The sequence below is a fragment of the Halomonas sp. KM072 genome, from assembly GCF_050710315.1.
Lineage (GTDB): Bacteria > Pseudomonadota > Gammaproteobacteria > Pseudomonadales > Halomonadaceae > Vreelandella > Vreelandella hamiltonii.
The window spans coordinates 3,701,800-3,720,367 of sequence record NZ_CP136132.1 but is presented as its reverse complement, the minus strand read 5'-3'; the positions used below and the strand labels follow the sequence as shown (position 1 = coordinate 3,720,367).

17 protein-coding genes and 1 other RNA gene are annotated in these 18,568 nt (G+C 59.9%); 11 read left to right on the top strand and 7 right to left on the bottom strand.

The genetic code is table 11. The annotated features are described in order from the left end of the window. Positions 1-33: 33 nt before the first annotated feature. Positions 34-413, top strand: a transfer-messenger RNA (tmRNA) gene (gene ssrA / locus RVM26_RS17715). Positions 414-490: 77 nt separating this feature from the next. Here the strand turns inward: ssrA and RVM26_RS17710 are convergent. Continuing rightward, a complete protein-coding gene (locus tag RVM26_RS17710; RefSeq protein WP_016915898.1) occupies positions 491-1,435 on the bottom strand; it encodes a sodium-dependent bicarbonate transport family permease in 945 nt (314 codons plus the stop codon). A 72-nt stretch (positions 1,436-1,507) separates the two neighbouring features. Here RVM26_RS17710 and RVM26_RS17705 point away from each other — a divergent pair, with 72 nt between their 5' ends. The 3 genes from RVM26_RS17705 to RVM26_RS17695 all read left to right on the top strand — a co-directional run bounded on the left by RVM26_RS17705 (position 1,508) and on the right by RVM26_RS17695 (position 3,306). Then, positions 1,508-1,966 (top strand): LysR family transcriptional regulator, encoded by a 459-nt coding sequence (locus tag RVM26_RS17705; protein ID WP_498939941.1) that lies wholly within the window; start codon positions 1,508-1,510, stop codon positions 1,964-1,966. Continuing rightward, positions 1,851-2,252, top strand: a complete 402-nt coding sequence (locus RVM26_RS17700) for a type 2 periplasmic-binding domain-containing protein (RefSeq protein WP_498941799.1) — start codon at positions 1,851-1,853, stop codon at positions 2,250-2,252. Before RVM26_RS17705 ends, RVM26_RS17700 begins: the two co-directional genes overlap by 116 nt. A gap of 97 nt (positions 2,253-2,349) precedes the next feature. Then, entirely contained in the window at positions 2,350-3,306 is a 957-nt protein-coding gene (locus RVM26_RS17695; RefSeq protein ID WP_498939940.1) for a sodium:calcium antiporter, read from the top strand. Here RVM26_RS17695 and RVM26_RS17690 read toward each other — a convergent pair. Further along, the gene (locus RVM26_RS17690) at positions 3,293-3,721 is read right to left on the bottom strand and encodes a TAXI family TRAP transporter solute-binding subunit (protein ID WP_498939938.1); all 429 of its coding nucleotides are present in this window, start codon (positions 3,719-3,721) and stop codon (positions 3,293-3,295) included. The genes RVM26_RS17695 and RVM26_RS17690 overlap by 14 nt on opposite strands. Before the next feature lie 279 nt (positions 3,722-4,000). On the opposite strand from RVM26_RS17690, the gene RVM26_RS17685 reads away from it, so the two are divergent. The 6 genes from RVM26_RS17685 (at position 4,001) to nhaD (ending at position 11,570) form a co-directional block, all read left to right on the top strand. After that, positions 4,001-4,768, top strand: a complete 768-nt coding sequence (locus RVM26_RS17685) for an HAD family hydrolase (RefSeq protein WP_498939936.1) — start codon at positions 4,001-4,003, stop codon at positions 4,766-4,768. Positions 4,769-4,787: 19 nt separating this feature from the next. Further along, a complete protein-coding gene (locus RVM26_RS17680) occupies positions 4,788-6,386 on the top strand; it encodes an ABC transporter substrate-binding protein (protein WP_498939934.1) in 1,599 nt (532 codons plus the stop codon). Between the two features lie 14 nt (positions 6,387-6,400). Beyond that, positions 6,401-7,360: an ABC transporter permease gene (locus RVM26_RS17675; protein ID WP_016915892.1), complete on the top strand. Its 960-nt coding sequence runs from the start codon at positions 6,401-6,403 to the stop codon at positions 7,358-7,360. A 45-nt stretch (positions 7,361-7,405) separates the two neighbouring features. Continuing rightward, positions 7,406-8,245 (top strand): ABC transporter permease, encoded by an 840-nt coding sequence (locus tag RVM26_RS17670; RefSeq protein WP_498939932.1) that lies wholly within the window; start codon positions 7,406-7,408, stop codon positions 8,243-8,245. After that, positions 8,238-9,851 carry an ABC transporter ATP-binding protein gene (locus tag RVM26_RS17665; protein WP_498939930.1) on the top strand — a complete coding sequence of 538 codons (1,614 nt, stop codon included), beginning with the start codon at positions 8,238-8,240 and terminating at the stop codon, positions 9,849-9,851. Before RVM26_RS17670 ends, RVM26_RS17665 begins: the two co-directional genes overlap by 8 nt. 240 nt (positions 9,852-10,091) lie before the next feature. Next, positions 10,092-11,570 carry a sodium:proton antiporter NhaD gene (gene nhaD / locus RVM26_RS17660; protein WP_096921589.1) on the top strand — a complete coding sequence of 493 codons (1,479 nt, stop codon included), beginning with the start codon at positions 10,092-10,094 and terminating at the stop codon, positions 11,568-11,570. Positions 11,571-11,705: 135 nt separating this feature from the next. On the opposite strand, the gene RVM26_RS17655 is transcribed toward nhaD, so the two are convergent. The 4 genes from RVM26_RS17655 to RVM26_RS17640 form a co-directional block, all read right to left on the bottom strand. Continuing rightward, on the bottom strand, positions 11,706-14,213 hold the full coding sequence (locus RVM26_RS17655) for an EAL domain-containing protein (RefSeq protein ID WP_096923346.1): 2,508 nt from the start codon (positions 14,211-14,213) through the stop codon (positions 11,706-11,708). 62 nt (positions 14,214-14,275) lie between these two features. After that, positions 14,276-14,947, bottom strand: a complete 672-nt coding sequence (locus tag RVM26_RS17650; RefSeq protein ID WP_144984312.1) for a glutathione S-transferase — start codon at positions 14,945-14,947, stop codon at positions 14,276-14,278. Positions 14,948-15,197: 250 nt separating this feature from the next. Next, positions 15,198-15,779: an antibiotic biosynthesis monooxygenase gene (locus RVM26_RS17645; protein ID WP_039181467.1), complete on the bottom strand. Its 582-nt coding sequence runs from the start codon at positions 15,777-15,779 to the stop codon at positions 15,198-15,200. A 114-nt stretch (positions 15,780-15,893) separates the two neighbouring features. Further along, the gene (locus RVM26_RS17640; protein WP_039181469.1) at positions 15,894-16,124 is read right to left on the bottom strand and encodes a DUF2835 family protein; all 231 of its coding nucleotides are present in this window, start codon (positions 16,122-16,124) and stop codon (positions 15,894-15,896) included. Between the two features lie 72 nt (positions 16,125-16,196). Here RVM26_RS17640 and RVM26_RS17635 point away from each other — a divergent pair, with 72 nt between their 5' ends. Beyond that, on the top strand, positions 16,197-16,796 hold the full coding sequence (locus tag RVM26_RS17635) for a putative metalloprotease CJM1_0395 family protein (RefSeq protein ID WP_096921593.1): 600 nt from the start codon (positions 16,197-16,199) through the stop codon (positions 16,794-16,796). A 10-nt stretch (positions 16,797-16,806) separates the two neighbouring features. Here the strand turns inward: RVM26_RS17635 and RVM26_RS17630 are convergent, their stop codons facing one another. Then, positions 16,807-18,522, bottom strand: a complete 1,716-nt coding sequence (locus RVM26_RS17630; RefSeq protein WP_287806183.1) for a putative bifunctional diguanylate cyclase/phosphodiesterase — start codon at positions 18,520-18,522, stop codon at positions 16,807-16,809. Positions 18,523-18,568 lie beyond the last annotated feature (46 nt).

Below are 18,568 nucleotides of genomic sequence, written 5' to 3'. Positions count from 1 at the left end.
GCGATGAGCACGTTAGAATGCGGCTCTGACTAAGGGGGCGACATGGTTTCGACGCCGGTGACAAACCCTGCGGTGCATGCCGAGAGCGTGATGTATCTCGTAAATACCACATCACGAAAAATAGTCGCAAACGACGAAAACTACGCTCAAGGCGCGCTGGCAGCTTAAACCCTGCTAGCTTCTTGTCTGGCCCCAAGGTGATGTGCCTATTCATCACTGCGGGGATATGAGCTAAAGCTGATAGGACCGCGGTTGGTGGTGTCTTCTCGCCAACCGTCAAACTTTAGAAGGCTCGCGTGGCTGAATCCTGATCGTCGGAGTCAGACACGTTAAAGCAAATGACGAAATCTAAGCATGTAGAGCCAATGGGCGCGTGCTGGCGGACGCGGGTTCAATTCCCGCCGCCTCCACCAGACACCCCTTCGAATCAAGCACCTCCGGGTGCTTTTTTCGTTTCTGGGCACGGTGAAAGCGCCCAGAAACCATGGCGTTACGACACCAGCAGCCACTCGATCAGCCGGTGGTAGACCGGGATGCCCAGCATCACGTTGAGCGGGAACGTGATGCCCAGCGAGGCCAGCATGGCGAGGCCGATGTTGGCTTCAGGGATGGCGGCCCGCATGGCGGCCGGGGCCGCGATGTACGAGGCACTGGCGGCCAAGGCGGCGAGAATCACCACCGAACCAATCGGCAGGCCGACCAGCGCTCCCACGGCAATCCCCATCAGCGACAACACCATGGGCGTGACCAGCGCAAAGGTCACCAACCGCCAGTGATGCCAGGGCATTGGCCGCAGCGTTTGGGCAGCAGTCAGGCCCATTTCGAGCAGGAACAGGGCCAACACGCCCTTGAAGGCACCGGTAAACAGATTGGTGACCTCTTCGCCCTGGAAGGGGCCGTAAAGCGCACCGATGACGACACCACCCGCCAGCAGGATGACTCCACGGTTCGTGAGCGTTTCATGCCACAGTTTGCTGGTACTTTCCTTGACGGCTGCGCCCTGGTAGCGCCGGTACAGGGCAATGGCGATCATGATGGCGGGTAGCTCCATGGCCACCAGATAGAGGGTGACCTCGCTGCCCACGGCCAACTGGCGCGCCTCCACGTACGCCAGTGCCACGGCGAAGGTACCTGCGCTCACCGAACCGTAGTGGGCGGCAATGCTGGCACTGTCCGCCGGAGATAGGCGTACCAACCGCCTGAGCACGGGCATCAGCATCAAGGGAATGACCGCAGACAGCAGCGCTACGCCCATCAGTTCGGGCACCAGCCCCCAGTGCAGGTTGCCATGCAGCGCCATGCCCCCCTTGAGGCCAATGGTCAGCATCAGCAACAGGCTCAGCGTGTCGTAGGTGGCCTTGGGAACCTGAAGGTCGGACTTGACCGCGCCAGCCAACAGTCCAAGTAGAAAAAACATGACCACTATATCGGGCATCGCCGCTGCTCCATCGGATGAAAGTGGCCGCATTTTGCGATGTACACGGCAAGACAACTAATCATATATTGAATGCTAGGCATAGATGATTATCTATATACTGAATTTGACCTTCGTATAAAGGCTGTCTTCGTGAATATCCGCCATTTAACCTTTCGTCTGTTGCAAGTGTATGTCGCCGTGGTGCGCCATGGCTCGATCAGCGAGGCCGCCCGGCAGCTGCACCTGACACAACCCACCGTGTCGCAGCAGTTGAAGCGGCTGAGCGAGGCCATTGGCAGCCCGCTGCTGGAACACCACGCTCAAGGGCTGACCATGACCGCCACGGGCCAGGCGCTTTATCAGGCCAGCCGTGACGTATTGGGGCGCTTCGATGATTTCGCGGATCAGCCAGAAAAACGTGACCATGGAGCAACTGCTCGGCGAGCGCCTGCTGCTCCGCGAGCCCGGCTCGGCATCGCGCATGCTGCTGGAAAGCTGGTTACAGGAGCATGGCCTGACCATGCGCAAGACCCTGCAAATGGCCAGTAACGAAGCCATTCGCGTGGGCGTGGCCGCCGACATGGGGGTAGCGGTATTGTCGGAGCACGTGCTGCCCAACGAGCACTCCGAACTGGCCGTTCTTTCCATCGATGGCTTGCCCATCGAAAGCCATTGGCAGTTCATCGTGCGCAACGACCAGCGCTTGCCCCCCACTGCTCAGCGCTTTCTACACTACGTGCATGAGCATTTAGGCCAATGGATCGAGCCACGCTTCGTCTGCAATGAACTAGAACTTTTACTGGAGGCTTACCCCACCTTTCCAGTCAAGGAATGAGGCGCTCGGCCAGGACTTTGCAGCGTGCCTCAATCCCGCTATGTTGACAACATGAGGCCCGATACCAGGTCAGGCCATTGAACAAGGAAGCGACACCATGCTGTATGGGCTGAGCCTGCTGGCAGGGATTGGATTACTGTTTCTGGGCGGTGAAGCGCTCATCCGTGGAGCCGTCGCCAGCGCACAGCGCATGGGCGTCTCTCCGTTATTGACCGGACTGGTAGTGGTGGGGTTTGGTACCTCCGCGCCCGAGCTGGTGGTATCGGTGGACGCAGCGCTTCGTCAACAGCCGGATATTGCCGTGGGCAATATCGTGGGCAGCAACATCGGCAACATCTTGCTGATTCTGGGCTTGTGTGCCGCCATCTGCCCCATGACCGTACAACCATTGGCACTGCGCCGAGATGGCGTGGTCGTCGTGGCGGCCAGCGTGCTGTTCATCGTGCTCTCATGGGGGGGAGCATTGGGGGTATGGCAGGCCTTGCTGCTGCTGGCCTCATTGGCCGCTTACCTGGTGTGGGCCTATCGTACCGAGCGCAATGTGCCGCAACCTGCCGGTGAGATGCACAGCGCTGAAGCCGAAGAAGTGTCGGCGGTCCCCACGTCTACCGGCATGATCGTCATGGCGCTGGTCGTGGGGCTAGGCATGCTGATTGGTGGCTCGCAGCTGCTGCTATACGGCGCCATCGGGCTGGCGCAGGCCGTGGGCATTTCGCAAGCGGTGATTGGCTTGACCATTGTCGCGGTGGGCACCTCACTACCGGAAATGGCGGTATCGGTCATTGCAGCCTTGCGCCGCCATGCCGACGTTGCCGTTGGCAACATCCTGGGCAGCAATATCTTTAACGTGCTGGGCATACTAGGCATTTCCGCCCTGCTGCAACCCCTGCCCATCGCCGCGCGCGTCGGTCAGTTCGACCAGTGGGTCATGCTGGGTTCGGCAAGCCTGCTGCTGCTGTTCCTGTATACCGGCATGCGCCTTTCACGCGGGGAAGGAGCGGCGCTGCTGGCGGGATATGGCGCTTATATTGCCCTGAGCTTCACGGTCTTCTAAGGAAACGCTTCCGGTAGTTCGACGTCGGCCTCGTCAACGGGGGCACCGGAAACAAGCCCCGGATGGCCGCAAAGTGTTCCGGGTCGCGGCCTGCAAAGGGGTCTTGCCCTTCCAGCGCCTCTGCTATCAAGGCAGGCGGTGCGGTAAACACATACAGCCCTTGGCGGTGCATGACCTCCATGATGTTTTGCACCGACCCCTGGCTCTCTTCGGAGCTCAGTAGCAGCGCACCAGCGCTGCCTGCTTGTATGGCCTGCGCCAGCTCCCCACCCATCTGATGGTAAGCGGTACCCGAGAGGGCAGATTTGTAGGTGACTCGAACAGGGGGCTCGGCCAGCGCAGTGGAAGATAACAGCGCGACAGCCGCGAACGCCAGGCCAGCCAAACGAGAGAGAGGGCAAAGATGAGCGCGCATGAAAGTTCCTTGGCAGGTCTGGGGTGCCTTGTCAGGCCTCGTTTTTATAGGCGCATTGTAGACGTGACTGGCCACCCCCTGCGAGCGCCCTTCAACTTGACATCAACGGTAGGAATGCTCAGGATAAATTTTTATTCTCAATTGAACGTTCAAAAAAAATCCCAGGTAATGGTCTGGATGATTTTCACGGTGCCTGACACGGATAGTGTCATGAAACCCGTGTAACCTATGTGCCATTGCCACCTTCATGAGATGGCTGCACAACAGCCCTGACACTCTATGCCCCAACTCACCTTGCAAGGCACCGCCTACGACATCGATGCCATTTTGTTCGACAAGGATGGCACGCTGCTCAATTTCGGCGACCTCTGGATTGGCTGGTTCGACCAACTGGTCACGACCCTTAACCAAGGACTTCCCGAGGCACAAGCACTATCGCACCGAGCGCTCTACCCCAAAGTAGGCATCGATCCTGAGCAGCGCCTGTGGGACCCCACCGGCCCGTTGACCATTGGCTCATTGGACGATATTGCCACCATCGTCTCGCTTAGCCTGTTCGAGTCGGGGATCGCCTGGAACGACGCTACCCAGCTTTCCCACGATGCCATCGCCCGCCTGGCCGACTCGCTGGACTGGCCCAGCTGCGTGACCCCCGTGAAGGGCCTGGTGAATTTCGTGCAGCAGGCTCGGCAGGCAGGCATTTCTCTGGCCGTGGTCACCTCCGATGACGCCCACAACGCGCATTTGCATTTAAAGCTGCTTTCGCTGGCCGATGCGTTCTCTGTCGTGTTGGGGCATGATCAAGTGTCGCGCGGCAAGCCCTACCCGGAGATGGCGCTACTCGCCTGCGAACAGCTGGGCACGGCACCGCAACGCACGCTGATCATCGGCGACTCCAATGGCGACATGGCCATGGGCCAGGCCGCCCGTCTGCTTGCCGGTATCGGTATCTGCGCCGCTCCTCACCTGGACGGCTCCCATCTCACCCACGCGGATCACGTGATCCGTGACTATGACGAGTTGACTATCGCACGGCCTCATCATTAATCCATCAAGGGAACACACCATGCATCCAACACTCGAGTCTCTCACCCAGCAAGCAAAACGCGGCCAGCTGTCGCGCCGCGACTTCATGCGTCGCGCCATGGCTCTGGGCATTGCCGCGCCCTTTGCTGGCTCGCTGCTCTCCAGCCAGGTATTGGCCAGCACGGGCACTCCTCAACGCGGCGGTATTCTGCGCGCCGGCATGCAAGGCGGGGAGTCGACGGACAGCCTTGACCCGGCCAGCTGGACCAGCCAGGTGCAGCACTCCTTCGGGCAGTCCTGGGGGGAAGCCTTGACCAATGTTTCACCAGAAGGCGAGCTGGTACCCCGCCTTGCGGAAAGCGTTGACTCTTCCTCGGATGCCAAGACCTGGGTCTTCAAGCTGCGTCGTGGCGTGCTGTTCCACGATGGCCAGGAGATGACCGCCGACGACGTCGTGGCCACGCTGGAACGCCATTCGGACGAGAGTTCGCAGTCCGGTGCGCTGGGCATCATGCGCGGCATCGAGTCGATTCGCGCCACGGACACCTACGAAGTCACCATCGTCACGCTGGAGCCCAATGCCGACCTGCCGTTTTTGCTTTCCGATTACCACCTGATGATTCAGCCGGGCGGTGGCAAGCAGGACCCGGCCGCAGGCATCGGCACCGGCCCCTACAAAGTGGTGGAGTTCCAGCCCGGCGTGCGCCAGATCGCCGAGCGTTTCGATGGTTACTGGAACCCGGAGGAGTACGGCTTCGCCGACCAGATCGAGATCACCATCATCAACGACCCGACGGCACGCATCTCGGCGCTGCAGAGCGGTCAGGTGCATATGATCAACCGGGTCGAGCCGCGGGTGGTGGACATGGTGCAGCGCCTGCCCAACATCGTGATCAACAACACTTCCGGGCGTGCTCAGTATGTCTTCCCCATGCACTGCGACACGGCGCCGTTCGATAACAACGACCTGCGGCTGGCCCTGAAGTACGCCATCAACCGCGAAGACATGGTCGAGCGTATCCTGCGCGGGTATGGCAGCGTGGGTAACGATTTCCCCATCAACGCCGCTTACCCGCTGTTTCCCGACAGCATTCCCCAACGGGAATTCGACCCCGAGCGGGCCAGCTATCATTACAAGAAATCCGGCCACGACAGCCCCATCGTGCTGCGCACCTCCGACGTGGCCTTTCCCGGAGCCGTGGATGCCGCACAGCTTTTTCAGCAGAGCTGCGCCCAGGCGGGCATCAACATGGAAGTCCGCCGCGAGCCCAGCGACGGATACTGGTCGGAAGTGTGGAACAAGCAGCCCTTCTGCGCCTCCTACTGGAGCGGTCGCCCCACCCAGGACCAGATGTACTCCACAGCGTACATTTCCAGCGCCGACTGGAACGACACCCGCTTTTTCCGCGAGGATTTCGATGCCCTGGCCCGCGAAGCACGCGGCGAGCTGGATACGAATCGCCGCAGCGAGCTGTACCACGACATGGCCATGATCGTCCGCGATGAAGGTGGATTGATTCTGCCCATGTTCAATGACTACATCGAGGCCACCCTGGACAACGTGGGGGGCTGGTCAGCCAACCCGATGGGCGAGATGATGGCAGGCTTTGCACTCTCGAAGTGCTGGCTGACGTCATAATCCGGAAGGCTGCCATGAACTCTTTTGTCTTGAAACTGATTGCCCAGCGCCTGGCGCTGGGTCTCTTGCTTCTGCTGGCCGTGTCGGTGCTGATTTTCGCGGGCACCGAAATGCTGCCCGGCGACGTGGCCCAGTCGATCCTGGGTCAAAGCGCCACGCCCCAGGCCGTCGACAACCTGCGCCGGGAACTGGGCCTCGACCAGCCCGCCTGGTCACGCTACATCGATTGGCTGGGCGGCATTCTGCAAGGCGATCTGGGCACGGCCCTGTCCAACCGTCAGGATATCGCCCAGTCTCTTTGGGGCCGCGCAGGCAACACGCTGTTCCTGGCCTTCTGGACGGCGATCGTTGCAGTGCCGCTGGCCATCCTGCTGGGGCTGGTCGCCGTGCGCTACCAGAGCCGCTGGCCGGACCGAGTAATCTCAGGCTCCACGCTGACCGCCATTTCCCTGCCGGAATTCTTTATCGGCTACCTGCTGATCTACCTGTTCGCCGTCCAGCTCAACTGGTTTCCCAGCGTCTCCACGGTACATGGCGGCATGAGCCTGGGGGAACGGCTGCACGCCATCGCACTGCCTGCGGCCACGTTAACACTGGTGATTCTGGCCCACATGATGCGCATGACTCGGGCCGCCATTCTCAACGTGATGCAGTCGCCCTATATCGAAACCGCCGAACTCAAGGGGCTGGGCTCGTTTCGCATCATTGCCCGCCACGCGTTTCCCAACGCCATCGCGCCGGTGGTCAACGTGGTGATGCTGAACCTCGCCTTCCTGATCGTCGGCGTGGTGGTGGTCGAAGTTATTTTTGTCTATCCAGGCATGGGGCAGTACTTGATAGATCACGTCTCGAAGCGCGATGTCCCGGTGGTCCAGGCAGTGGGGCTGATCTTTGCGGCGGTATACATCGGGCTCAATATGCTGGCCGACATCATTGCCATCTTGACCAACCCACGCCTGCGTCATCCCAAATGACCGGCGGCTTGCCAGGCCACAGTGACCAGACAGGAACGTAACACCATGCCAAAACCCTTAACGCTGCTGAAGCGCATGCCCGTGACCGCGCTGGTCGGGCTGCTGCTGACCTTCAGCTTCTTGATCATGGCGATCTTCGCCCCTTGGATGGCGCCCTACAGCATGTCCGATAGCGTCGGCGACATGTGGATGGGCCCGTCTGCCGAGTTTTTGCTGGGCACCGACAATCTGGGCCGCGACTTGCTCTCGCGGCTGATCTACGGGGCCCGTACGACCATAACCATTGCCGCCCTGGCCACGGCGCTGGCCTTTTCGATTGGCTCGGTGCTGGGCATTCTGGCGGCCGTCTATGGCGGCTGGATAGACCAGCTGATTTCCCGAGGGGTCGATATCGTGATGTCGATTCCCACGCTGATCTTCGCGCTGGTGATCCTGTCGGTCATGCCCAGCACCCTTCTCATGTTGATTCTGATCATGGGGGTGCTGGACTCCACGCGCGTGTTTCGTATCTCCCGCGCCGTGGCGGTCAATATCAACGTGATGGATTACGTGGAAGCCGCACGGCTACGCGGTGAAGGCAAACGCTGGATCGTCTTTCGCGAGATTCTGCCCAATGCGCTGACACCCCTGGTGGCCGAGCTGGGCCTGCGGTTCATTTTTGCCGTGCTGTTCTTGTCGTCACTGTCGTTTCTGGGCCTGGGGGTACAGCCTCCGGAAGCCGACTGGGGCAGCATGGTGCGCGAAAACCGACAGGGCATCGTGTTCGGCGTTCCCGCTGCCCTGATTCCCGCCGCCGCCATTGCCGTGCTGGCGATTTCGGTCAATCTGGTGGCCGACTGGATCCTGCGCCACACCACTGATCTGAAAGGAGGCCGCAGTGGCTGATACGCTGTTAACGATTCGCAACCTGACCATCGATGCTACGGCCTACCCTCCCGGCGAGCCGCCCCAGGAGATCAACATCGTCAAAGGGGTCGACCTGACGCTGGAGCGCGGCAAGGTGCTGGGGCTGATCGGTGAATCCGGGGCAGGCAAGTCCACCATCGGACTCTCGCCGGCTGGCTATGGCCGGGGCGGCATACGCCTGGGCGGCGAAGTCTGGGTCAACGGCCGCAACATTCTCGACGGCTCGCCCAAGGCGCTGCGCCAGCTGCGCGGCAAAGAGGTGTGCTACGTGGCCCAGTCGGCCGCCGCCGCGTTCAACCCTGCCCATACGCTGATGGAACAGGTCATCGAGACCACCCTGCTCCACGGCCTGGCCAGCCGCAAGGAAGCCGAAGCGCGCGCCGTAGAGCTGTTCCGCCAGCTGGGCCTTCCTGCCCCGGAACACTTTGGCAGCCGCTACCCGCATCAGGTCTCCGGCGGCCAGCTGCAGCGGGCCATGACGGCCATGGCGCTGTGCCCCGAGCCCGACCTGATCATCTTCGATGAGCCGACCACCGCACTGGATGTGACGACCCAGATCGACGTTCTGGCCGCCATCAAGCATGCCATCAGCAAGACGGGAGTGGGCGCGCTGTATATCACCCACGACCTGGCCGTGGTGGCCCAAGTGGCGGACGACATCATGGTGCTGCGTCACGGCGCCATGGTGGAGTACGGCCCGACGCGACAGATCATCGAGGCCCCTCAAGAGCCCTACACCCAAGCGCTGGTCTCGGTGCGCTCCATCGATCATGCGGCCAAGACGCCGGAAGACACGCCGGTTCTGGCCATCGAGCAGGTCAGCGCCGCCTACAGCAACAGTGCAGGCAACGTGCTTCACGAGGTCAGCATGGCGGTCAGCCCTGGCCAGACGCTGGCCATCGTCGGGGAGTCCGGGTCGGGCAAATCGACCCTGGCTCGGGTGATCACCGGCCTGCTGCCGCCCAACCAGGGGCAGGTCAGCTTCCAGTCCCGGGCCCTGCCCAACACCCTGGGCGAGCGCGGCAAGGAGACGCTGCGTGAACTGCAGATGATCTACCAGATGGCCGATGTGGCCATGAACCCACGCCACACGGTGGAAACCATCATCGGCCGCCCGCTGACGTTCTATTTCGGCCTGAAAGGCAAGGCGCGACGCCAACGGGTCATCGAACTGCTCGATGAGATCGAACTGGGAGAAAGCTTCATCGACCGCTACCCCGCCGAGCTGTCCGGGGGGCAGAAACAGCGGGTCTGTATTGCCCGCGCCCTGGCGGCCAAGCCCAAGCTGATCATCTGCGACGAAGTGACCAGTGCGCTCGACCCGCTGGTGGCCGACGGCATTCTGAAGCTGCTGCTGCGTCTGCAGGAAAGAGAGAACGTGGCGTATCTGTTCATTACCCACGACCTGGCCACCGTAAAAGCCATCGCCGACAGTATCGCGGTGATGCACCAGGGCAAGGTCGTCCGCTATGGACAGCGTGATGAGGTACTTGCCCCGCCCTTCGACGACTACACCCAGACGCTGCTGGCGTCGGTGCCGCAAATGAAGCTGGGGTGGCTGGAAGAGGCCATGGCGACCCGCTAGCGAGCGTTTTCCCGCTCATTGGCGACTAAAGCAGTGGGCGGGACCCAACAGCCGTTACTCATGACACTGTTATGAGTACTTTACTATTAGCGAAACGGATAATTTCAAAAAAAAGACGTAATCGCTTACGTCATGTCGCTTTTCATTCGGTTTTATTCCGTATTGCAATGCAATATAGCTTGTTAAACTGGCGTGGCTTATTAACCCCTTTCTTCTCATCATTATAAGGATAAACACGCCATGTTGACGTTGCATCATGACCCTGGCCAGCCTCGATGGACTCGTGGCTGGCTTTTTTTGTTAGCGGCTTTACTACTGCTGGCAAGCCCGGCCGCCTTTGCGGTCACGGGCGAGATCGACTTGACCAGTTCTGCCATTGGCTTTTTTGCCGTGGCCATCTTCGTGCTGGCCTACGCGCTGGTCATGGCCGAAGAGAAGATCCACATGCGCAAGTCCAAGCCCGTGCTGGTGGCAGCGGGGGTGATATGGGGACTCATTGGCTGGGTGTACGTCCAGAACGGCATGTCGGAAACGTCGGAATATGCGTTTCGGGTGACGCTGCTGGAGTTCACCGAGCTAATGCTGTTCCTGCTGGTCGCCATGACCTATATCAACGCCATGGAAGAGCGCCGAGTCTTTGATGCACTGCGTTCATGGATGCTGCGTAAAGGCTTCAATTACCGCACGCTATTCTGGTTGACCGGGGGTTTGGCTTTTATGCTTTCCCCGATTGCCGACAACTTGACCACGGCACTTTTGATGTGTGCCGTTATTACTAAAGTGGCAGAAGGCGATAAACGCTTTATCAATCTCGCGTGTATCAATATCGTGGTGGCTGCCAATGCGGGCGGTGCTTTTAGTCCTTTTGGCGATATCACGACACTCATGGTCTGGCAGGCCGGTTTGATCCAGTTTCAAGAATTTTTCATCCTGTTCATTCCGTCGCTGGTCAACTTCCTGATCCCTGCCGTCATCATGAGCATGTTCATCAAGAACCAGAAACCCAACAGTGTCTATGAGGACGTGCAGCTCAAGCGCGGTGCACGCCGCATCATTGCGCTGTTCCTGCTGACCATCACCACCGCCGTCGCCTGCCATACGCTGCTGCACCTGCCCCCGGTACTGGGCATGATGACGGGCTTGGGCTATCTGCAATTCTTTGGCTACTACCTGCGCCAAAGCCTGCCCCGTTCGCTGGAGCGCAAGCGCGAACGCTACAGCCGCCTGGGCGACAACAAAAAGCTTGAGCAACTGGGCGGCGTGGTGCCCTTCGACGTCTTCAACCGCGTGGCCCGCGCCGAGTGGGACACACTGCTGTTCTTCTACGGGGTGGTCATGTGCGTGGGCGGCTTGGGCTTCATGGGTTACCTGGGGCTACTCTCGGACGCGCTGTACACCAACTGGGACGCTACCTGGGCCAATATTGCGCTGGGTGTCGTGTCAGCCGTGGTGGATAACATTCCGGTGATGTTCGCGGTACTGACCATGCAGCCGGACATGTCCCACGGGCACTGGCTGTTGATCACGCTGACCGCCGGGGTCGGGGGCAGCCTGCTGTCGATTGGCTCGGCGGCGGGCGTGGCCGTCATGGGCCAGGCACGCGGCTACTATACCTTCATGGGGCACCTGCGCTGGGCGCCGGTCATCTTGCTGGGCTACATTGCCAGCATCATCGTGCACCTGTGGCTCAACGCAGGCAGCTTTTCGGTATACGGCTGAGCACTGACGGCCTGCCCACCGTTCTGGCAACGCCCACCCCTCCATGGGGTGGGCGTTTTGCTGTGGTGGGCGTTTTGCTGTGGTGGGCGTTTCACTGGGGTAGGCGCTTTGAGACGAAGGCTTGCGCGCGCTCGGCTAGTAGGACTCGAACAGGTACTCGATCGGTGTAGGACGACCAAACAGGTAGCCTTGATAGCGGTAGCAGCCGTGCCCTTTCAGCCAGTCCAGCTGCTCTTTTTTCTCCACACCTTCGGCGACCACGGTCAGCCCGAGGCTGACCGCCAGAAGGATCGTGGTATCGACGATGGCGGCATCGGTCTTGTCGGTCAACAGCTCACGAATAAAAGACTGATCAATCTTCAGCTCATCCAGAGGCAGACGTTTCAAGTAGCTCAGGGAGGAGTAGCCGGTGCCGAAATCATCCAGCGCAAAGCGAATCCCCTGGGCCCTCAATTTGAGCATGGTGTTGCGCACTCGCGTGGGCTCTCGCATCAGCAGGCTTTCCGTTACTTCCAGCACCAGCCGCCCCGGCGGCGCCTGGGTTTCGGCCAGCAGGGCTTCCACGTTGCGCACGAACTCCGGCTGCTGGAACTGCACCGAGCTGACGTTCACAGAGACGGTCAGCGACGCGTAGGAAGGCTGATTCGACCACTTGGCCAACTGCTCGCATGCACATCGCAAGACCCAGTAGCCAATGGGCACGATCAAGCCGTTTTCTTCGGCCAGCGGAATGAACGTGCCTGGCGACACCCAGCCGCGCTGGGGATGGTACCAGCGCAACAGCGCTTCCACGCCGGTCGTCACTCCCTGATGATCCACCTGTACCTGATAATGCAGCGCCAGTTCCTGACGCTGCAACGCCTGGTGCAGATCGCCTTCCAGGCTCGCCCGCTCCAATACGCTGGTCTGCATGTCCACATTGAAGAAACGCAGCGTATTGCCCCCGGATGATTTGGCCTGCTGCAGCGCCATGTCGGCCTGTTGCAACACCCCGTTCATGGGGTTGCCAGCGCCATCGAAGAGGGCGATCCCCACGCTGGCCGTGATCGGTAGCGCTCGGTCATTGCGCAACTGTGAAATGGTGTCCAGCAACTGCCGAGCCACGCGCTCGACGTAGGAAGCAGCCTCATGCTGCTGCTCGCCAAGCCGATTGATCAGAATCACGAACTCATCACTGCTGAAGCGTGCCAAGATCGCATCCTGAGTCAACCGCTGCTGCAGGTTTTCTGCCACGTTGACGAGCAGCTGGTCACCGCTGTCGTGGCCCTGTATGTCGTTGACCAGCCGGAAATTGTCGAGGTCCACGATCAGCAGGGCGCTGTAGCCCCCAGAAGTGCTGTGGGTGGCTTCGGCCAGTGATTCGAGCAGCAGGCGACGGTTGGGTAAACCGGTCAAGGCGTCATAAAACGCCAGATGGTGGGTACGCGACTGCATCTCCAGGTAATCGGTCAGCTCGGTGGAAATACCGCACAGGCTGGGCGCTTCTCCCGGAGACATGACCAGCGGCATTTTGACCGACAGGAAGGTACGCACACGCTCTTCCCCCTGGAGCACGTTATGCTCTTCGACCGTCGTTTTCTTGCCTGTCGCCAGCACCTGACGGTCTACCTCGGCCATTTCTGCTGCGCTGGCCGCATCGAAAAAGGCATCGTCCCCCTGGCCGACGATCTGATCGACCGGCCGAGCAAACAGGTCACAGATCTGATGGTTCACATAGCGGTATTTGAGGTCAGGGGTCTTGATGTAGATATAGGCATCCACGCTATCCAGAATACTGGTCAGCATATGCTCGTGAGTAGAGAGCTGCTGCCGGTTGAGGCTCTCCCGTCGCCGCAGCAGGACATTGCCCGCCAGCGCTATCACCAATACCACGATCAACACGCCACCCAGCCACCATAGCCAACGTGGCGCCAAGGGTGCAGGCAGGCTGTGGGCGCGCCAAGCGCTCAGCGTCTCGTAGTACGTCGACGCAGCGTCGTTTTTCCACTCCACCAGGGTGGCGTCGATGCGCTCTAGAATGTGGCTGTCCAGACTAGGCGAGGCGGCATAAAAGAGCCGTGAAGGCTGGAAAATGATCGGCGTTTCACGCAAACCATAGTCATTGGCTCGCCAGTCGCCAAACAGATGATTGGAGGCCACCAGATCGGCATCCCCCAGCGCCACTGCCTGAAAACCCGCTGCGAAACTATCCACCGGCAGCCACATGACGTCGATGTCGAAGCGCTGCGTCACGGTCAACAGATAGCTCTGCTGGATGGAGCCCTCCACCACCGCAACACGCTGTTGTTCGAGGTCCAGAATGGCCTCGACGCGGCTGTCGCTGGGCTGATAGAGCTGTGACCAACTGTGCATGACGGGCTCGGCATGAAAGGCGAAGCGCTGGGCACGCTCTTCGCTCCACGCCAAGTCCGGCAACAGGTCGATGGCATCCTGCTCCAGCAGCGTCAGGCACTGTTGAAAATCACACGGGACGCTTTCCAGCTGCCACTGCTCTTTCAAGGCCATTGCCGAGAGCAGCTCACCCAGCACACCACGCAATTGCCCCTGGTCGTCCGTAAACAGTTTAGGCGGGTTGTGATAAACCCCGACACGCAGCATTTCTGCGGCCACCGCTGGAGATGCCATACCGAACAGCACCACCATCAGAAAACCTTGGTAAACGGCCTGTCTAGCACGCCCATCGACGTTGCGCAGCATGGCAGCGGTCACTCACCGGGCATGGTCAGTGGCCCTGCGCGTTCCACGACCCGTTGCCAGGCCGGGTCCTGCTGAATACGTGCCACGAAGGCGGTAATCGCCGGAAAGGCATCCAGCGATTGGGTGGCGGCCACAGCCTGCATGGGAAAGCTCATTTGAACGTCCGCACCGCTCGGGAACTCACCGGCAAAATTGCCGTGGGCCTTCAAGTGCGACTCGATCATGCCAAGATGTTGTTTCAACTGTGGTTGCAGGAAGCGTTTTTGAACAGTGCCGCTAATACCCTGGGCAATGGGTCTGACGAACCAGGGCGATTGTTTAGGAATTTGACTAAAGATCAATCCCATCACCAACAGCGGCATTAAAGAGCCTTCGGCATAATGCATCCAGTAACGATAATTAACCCACTCGTTACTGTCCTCCGCCGAGGGCTGGAAACGTCCTTTTCCGTATCGGTTGACCAGATAATCGATGATTGCCCCCGACTCGGCGACGATCAGTTCGCCATCGGTAATCACGGGTGATTTGCCCAACGGGTGCACTTTTTTAAGCGCATCAGGGGCTTGCTGTGTTTTCGGATCGCGCTGATAGACCTCGATGTCATACTCCAGCTCGAGAGCCTCCAACAGCCACAAAATTCGGTGAGAACGTGATTTTTCCAGGTGATGTACGCGGATCATGACTACTCCATAAGGCGATTTGGTACTCAGCGTTTAGGCTGGTGCCAGCATCCATTGACTGCACGCGTTAGCTTGATGATTTCAGCTTAGCACTATTGCAGCGTTGAACCCCATCGAGACATCGGAGCACTGAGAATATTTAGCACGTCTTTGCGAAAAGCGTCTTTCAGCGCATTTTAGAAAAAACTTAATCACCTGTTTTTAATTATAATAAATCACTAAAAACAGTGGTCACAAGAATCGCCACGAGTCATGTCCTGTACTGTTGCCACATACGGTGAATCACATCCATCGGTGACCATTTTCCCTGCAGCCAAGGCGCCAGCAACCGCGTTGAAAGCGGAATAAAGACAAATACCATCACGGGCGTCAGCACCAGCGTACTGAGCAACACGCGTGGAATCAGCGCCCACTCGGCCAGCAGGCCACCAAACAGCCAGTGAAACAGCAATGAGACAGGAAAAAATGCCAGCCAGACGGCGACGGCTTGTTTCCAACGCGGGGGCGCAGCGCCATTGGGGGCCACGTTGAACCAGCTATCCAGACCGGTAGCGCGGTGCTCGTGAGGTGCATCGTAGAGCCCTTTGCCGCGCTGCAGCCAGGCATGGCGCGAAGCGGAGTGCTCCCAGGAAGCGAGTCGCTCTGCGCTTTCGAAACGGAAAATGATCTGATATTCGTCATCGTCCTGGGGCGGTGCCAGCACCCCTGAGCCCAGATAGCCCGGAAAGTCGGCAGCCAGCTCACGGCCTTCGTTGAGCCAACGGATGAAGTCCTGATAGCGGCCATTGGCCACGCGACGCGCCACCATCAAGGTGACAGGTGAGGTAGACATGGGTGATCTCCTGATAAGTAGGCAACCACTGCCGGGTAGGCGGGTTGCAGGCATTCAGGTGGGTACGCCTGAAGCACACGGCTACATTATAGAGAGAAAACCCCACGGGCACAGCTAGGCATGCGGTGCCAGAGGCACAATATCGTGGAATTTACCCTGATCGGTAAAGAACAGTCGAAACACGCCATTCACGCCGTCACGTCCCACTACGCGGCGCAATGCAGTGGCCGGGAAGATCACCCAGCGGCCATCCACGCTGCGCGCGCGCACGTTGTCGTACTGCCCTTCGTAATGGGCTAGGCATTCGGCTGCCGTCAAATGGATCATCACGTCAATGGAAGGCATGGCGTTGCGTAATCGAGTAGTGTCGCTGATACTGCATCATACTGGATACGATCATCATATCGGTAACTGCTCATGGATCTTTCATCACTCGGCGCTTCCTACAGCGCAACGCTCTGGCCTTCGCCGACCCTCCCCAACGCACGGGTCACTGCCGAACCCCAAGCCCAGCGCACAGGCGATGCCGACGAGGAAGCTGCCAGCGATGAAACGGCCTCGGCAACGACGGGCCCCACCCGCCCCGACGGCACCCCGCTGGAACCCGAAGAGATCCAGCAGCTGGAGCAGCTCAAACAGACCGATCGCGCGGTGCGGCAGCATGAAATGGCGCACCAAACCGTTGGCGGGCCTTATACGGGAGGCGCCACCTACGAGTACGAAATCGGCCCTGATGGGCAGCGCTATGCGGTCGCGGGTGAAGTGCCCATCGACTATGGCCCGGTGCCTGGGGACCCCCAGGCCACCATCGAAAAAATGCAGACCGTGATTGCCGCAGCCCTTGCCCCCGCCGACCCCTCACCCAAGGACCTGCAGGTGGCCGCCCAAGCGCGTCAGTACCTGCTGGAAGCCCGCCTTGAAGCTGCCCGAGAGCAAAGCGAGATGAACCAGGCCCGAGAGGGCGAGCCCAGTGATCCGACCGAGCCCATGCCCCCATCCTCCGAGCAGGCCGCCTGAGCCACCCGCCTCACTGCAGACGGCTCAAACCATGCCAGTCATCGCGTAGCGGCCACTGCTCAAGCCAGCCCGGCAGCGCTTCGGGCGGCATCGGCCGAGCGATACCATAGCCCTGGGCCAGCTCGCAGCCCAATACCATCAGCGCCCTGGCATGTTCGAGGGTTTCGACCCCCTCGGCCAGCATCGGCCGCTGGAAGCGGTTGGCCATGTAGATGACGCTTTCGACGATCGCCATGTCATCGTGATCCACCAGCATGTCACGCACAAAACTCTGATCGATCTTGATCAAGTTGACCGGCAGTTGACGCAGATGCGTCAGCGATGAGAATCCGGTGCCAAAATCATCGATCGCAAAGCTGACGCCCAGTGCTTGGCAGTGCGCCATGGTTTTCAGCGCGGCGGTCACATCATGCATGGCCGCGCTTTCCAGCACTTCGAGTTTCAGCAACGCAGGCGAGACGGAAGGATAGCGTGCCAACAGCGCTGCCAGACGCTGGCTGAACTGGCTGGTCAGCAGGTGTGCGGGGCTGATGTTGACGTTGATGGGCAGGACGATGTTGGCCACTTGCCAGCTCGCCAACTGGCGCAGCGCCTGCTCGATCACCCACTCACCCAGGTCGATTTCCAGCGCTGTAGCGTCGATGGCGGGCAGGAACTGCGCCGGTGACAGCAGCCCGCGTTCGGGATGTTGCCAGCGAATCAATGCCTCCACGCCGATGACCTGACCACTGCGCATGTCCACCTGGGGCTGATAGTGTAGCCGCAGCTCATCGTGGGTCAGGGCATCCATGAAACGCTGGCGTTGCTCATGGCGGACTTGCAGCAAACGGTCGTGATGAGGGTCGAAAAAGTGGTAGGTATCGCGCCCGCGCTGCTTGGCGCGATACATGGCCTGGTTGGCATGGCGCAACAGCACATCCCCCTGCACATGATCATGGGGGTAACGGGTGATGCCCAGGCTCGCGGTCAAGTAAACGGTTTGCCCTTCGATCATCAGCGGCTGACGAATAGAGGCCAGCAGCTTCTCGAAAAACACGTCATCGACCCCATGATGCAGCAACAAGACGAACTCGTCGCCCCCAATGCGGGCCAGCACGTCATCACCGAACAGCAAGTGGCTGAGGCGCTGCGCAAATGCCGACAACAGCTCGTCCCCCACCGGAAGACCAAGACGCTCGTTGATGAGTTGAAAGTGGTCGATATCCAGTGAGCATACCGCCAGCGTCTGCTGCTGGTTTTCCGCGTGCTGAATCGACTCCTGAATCAGTTGCGTCAACAGCTGCAGGTTGGGCAAACCGGTCAAGGCATCGAAATAGACTTCGCGATTGAGGTGCCGCGCATGGGCAGGAATGGCCGACAGGTCGGCCAGCACCATGACATGGTGATCCACCCGACCCTGGGTGTCGCGGACGCGATTGACCGACATCATGCCGGGATAGAACTGGCCATCATGGCTGCGGTAGCTGACCTGGCTTTTGCTGCGATCACGTAGCTGCAGCTCTTCACGCATCAAACGTACGCTGCGGTGGTCGTCCAGCGGCAGGATACTGAACGTTTCCGGGGTCTTGCCCCGCACATCTTCCAGCGCCAACCCCGTGAGCTCACTGAACGCCGGGTTCACCTCCATCACGCGGTTATCGGCATTGGTGATGATGATGGCTTCATTGGCATAGCGAAACGCCGACTCGCTGGGCGAGGCAGTGTCTTGTGTATCCAGCGTGGACATTGCCACGCGCCACGCCGAGGTTTGCGCATGGGCAGACGTAGCGGTG

Excerpts from the sequence above, each read along its gene's own strand:
- RVM26_RS17675 (WP_016915892.1), top strand. The coding sequence starts at position 6,401 with ATGAACTCTTTTGTCTTGAAACTGATTGCCCAGCGCCTGGCGCTGGGT.
- RVM26_RS17670 (WP_498939932.1), top strand. The coding sequence starts at position 7,406 with ATGCCAAAACCCTTAACGCTGCTGAAGCGCATGCCCGTGACCGCGCTG.
- RVM26_RS17635 (WP_096921593.1), top strand. The coding sequence starts at position 16,197 with ATGGATCTTTCATCACTCGGCGCTTCCTACAGCGCAACGCTCTGGCCT.
- RVM26_RS17710 (WP_016915898.1), bottom strand. The coding sequence starts at position 1,435 with ATGCCCGATATAGTGGTCATGTTTTTTCTACTTGGACTGTTGGCTGGC.
- RVM26_RS17645 (WP_039181467.1), bottom strand. The coding sequence starts at position 15,779 with ATGTCTACCTCACCTGTCACCTTGATGGTGGCGCGTCGCGTGGCCAAT.
- RVM26_RS17685 (WP_498939936.1), top strand. The coding sequence starts at position 4,001 with ATGCCCCAACTCACCTTGCAAGGCACCGCCTACGACATCGATGCCATT.
- RVM26_RS17630 (WP_287806183.1), bottom strand. The coding sequence starts at position 18,522 with ATGTCCACGCTGGATACACAAGACACTGCCTCGCCCAGCGAGTCGGCG.
- RVM26_RS17680 (WP_498939934.1), top strand. The coding sequence starts at position 4,788 with ATGCATCCAACACTCGAGTCTCTCACCCAGCAAGCAAAACGCGGCCAG.
- RVM26_RS17640 (WP_039181469.1), bottom strand. The coding sequence starts at position 16,124 with ATGCCTTCCATTGACGTGATGATCCATTTGACGGCAGCCGAATGCCTA.
- RVM26_RS17655 (WP_096923346.1), bottom strand. The coding sequence starts at position 14,213 with ATGGTGGTGCTGTTCGGTATGGCATCTCCAGCGGTGGCCGCAGAAATG.
- RVM26_RS17695 (WP_498939940.1), top strand. The coding sequence starts at position 2,350 with ATGCTGTATGGGCTGAGCCTGCTGGCAGGGATTGGATTACTGTTTCTG.
- RVM26_RS17650 (WP_144984312.1), bottom strand. The coding sequence starts at position 14,947 with ATGATCCGCGTACATCACCTGGAAAAATCACGTTCTCACCGAATTTTG.
- nhaD (WP_096921589.1), top strand. The coding sequence starts at position 10,092 with ATGTTGACGTTGCATCATGACCCTGGCCAGCCTCGATGGACTCGTGGC.
- RVM26_RS17690 (WP_498939938.1), bottom strand. The coding sequence starts at position 3,721 with ATGCGCGCTCATCTTTGCCCTCTCTCTCGTTTGGCTGGCCTGGCGTTC.
- RVM26_RS17705 (WP_498939941.1), top strand. The coding sequence starts at position 1,508 with ATGCTAGGCATAGATGATTATCTATATACTGAATTTGACCTTCGTATA.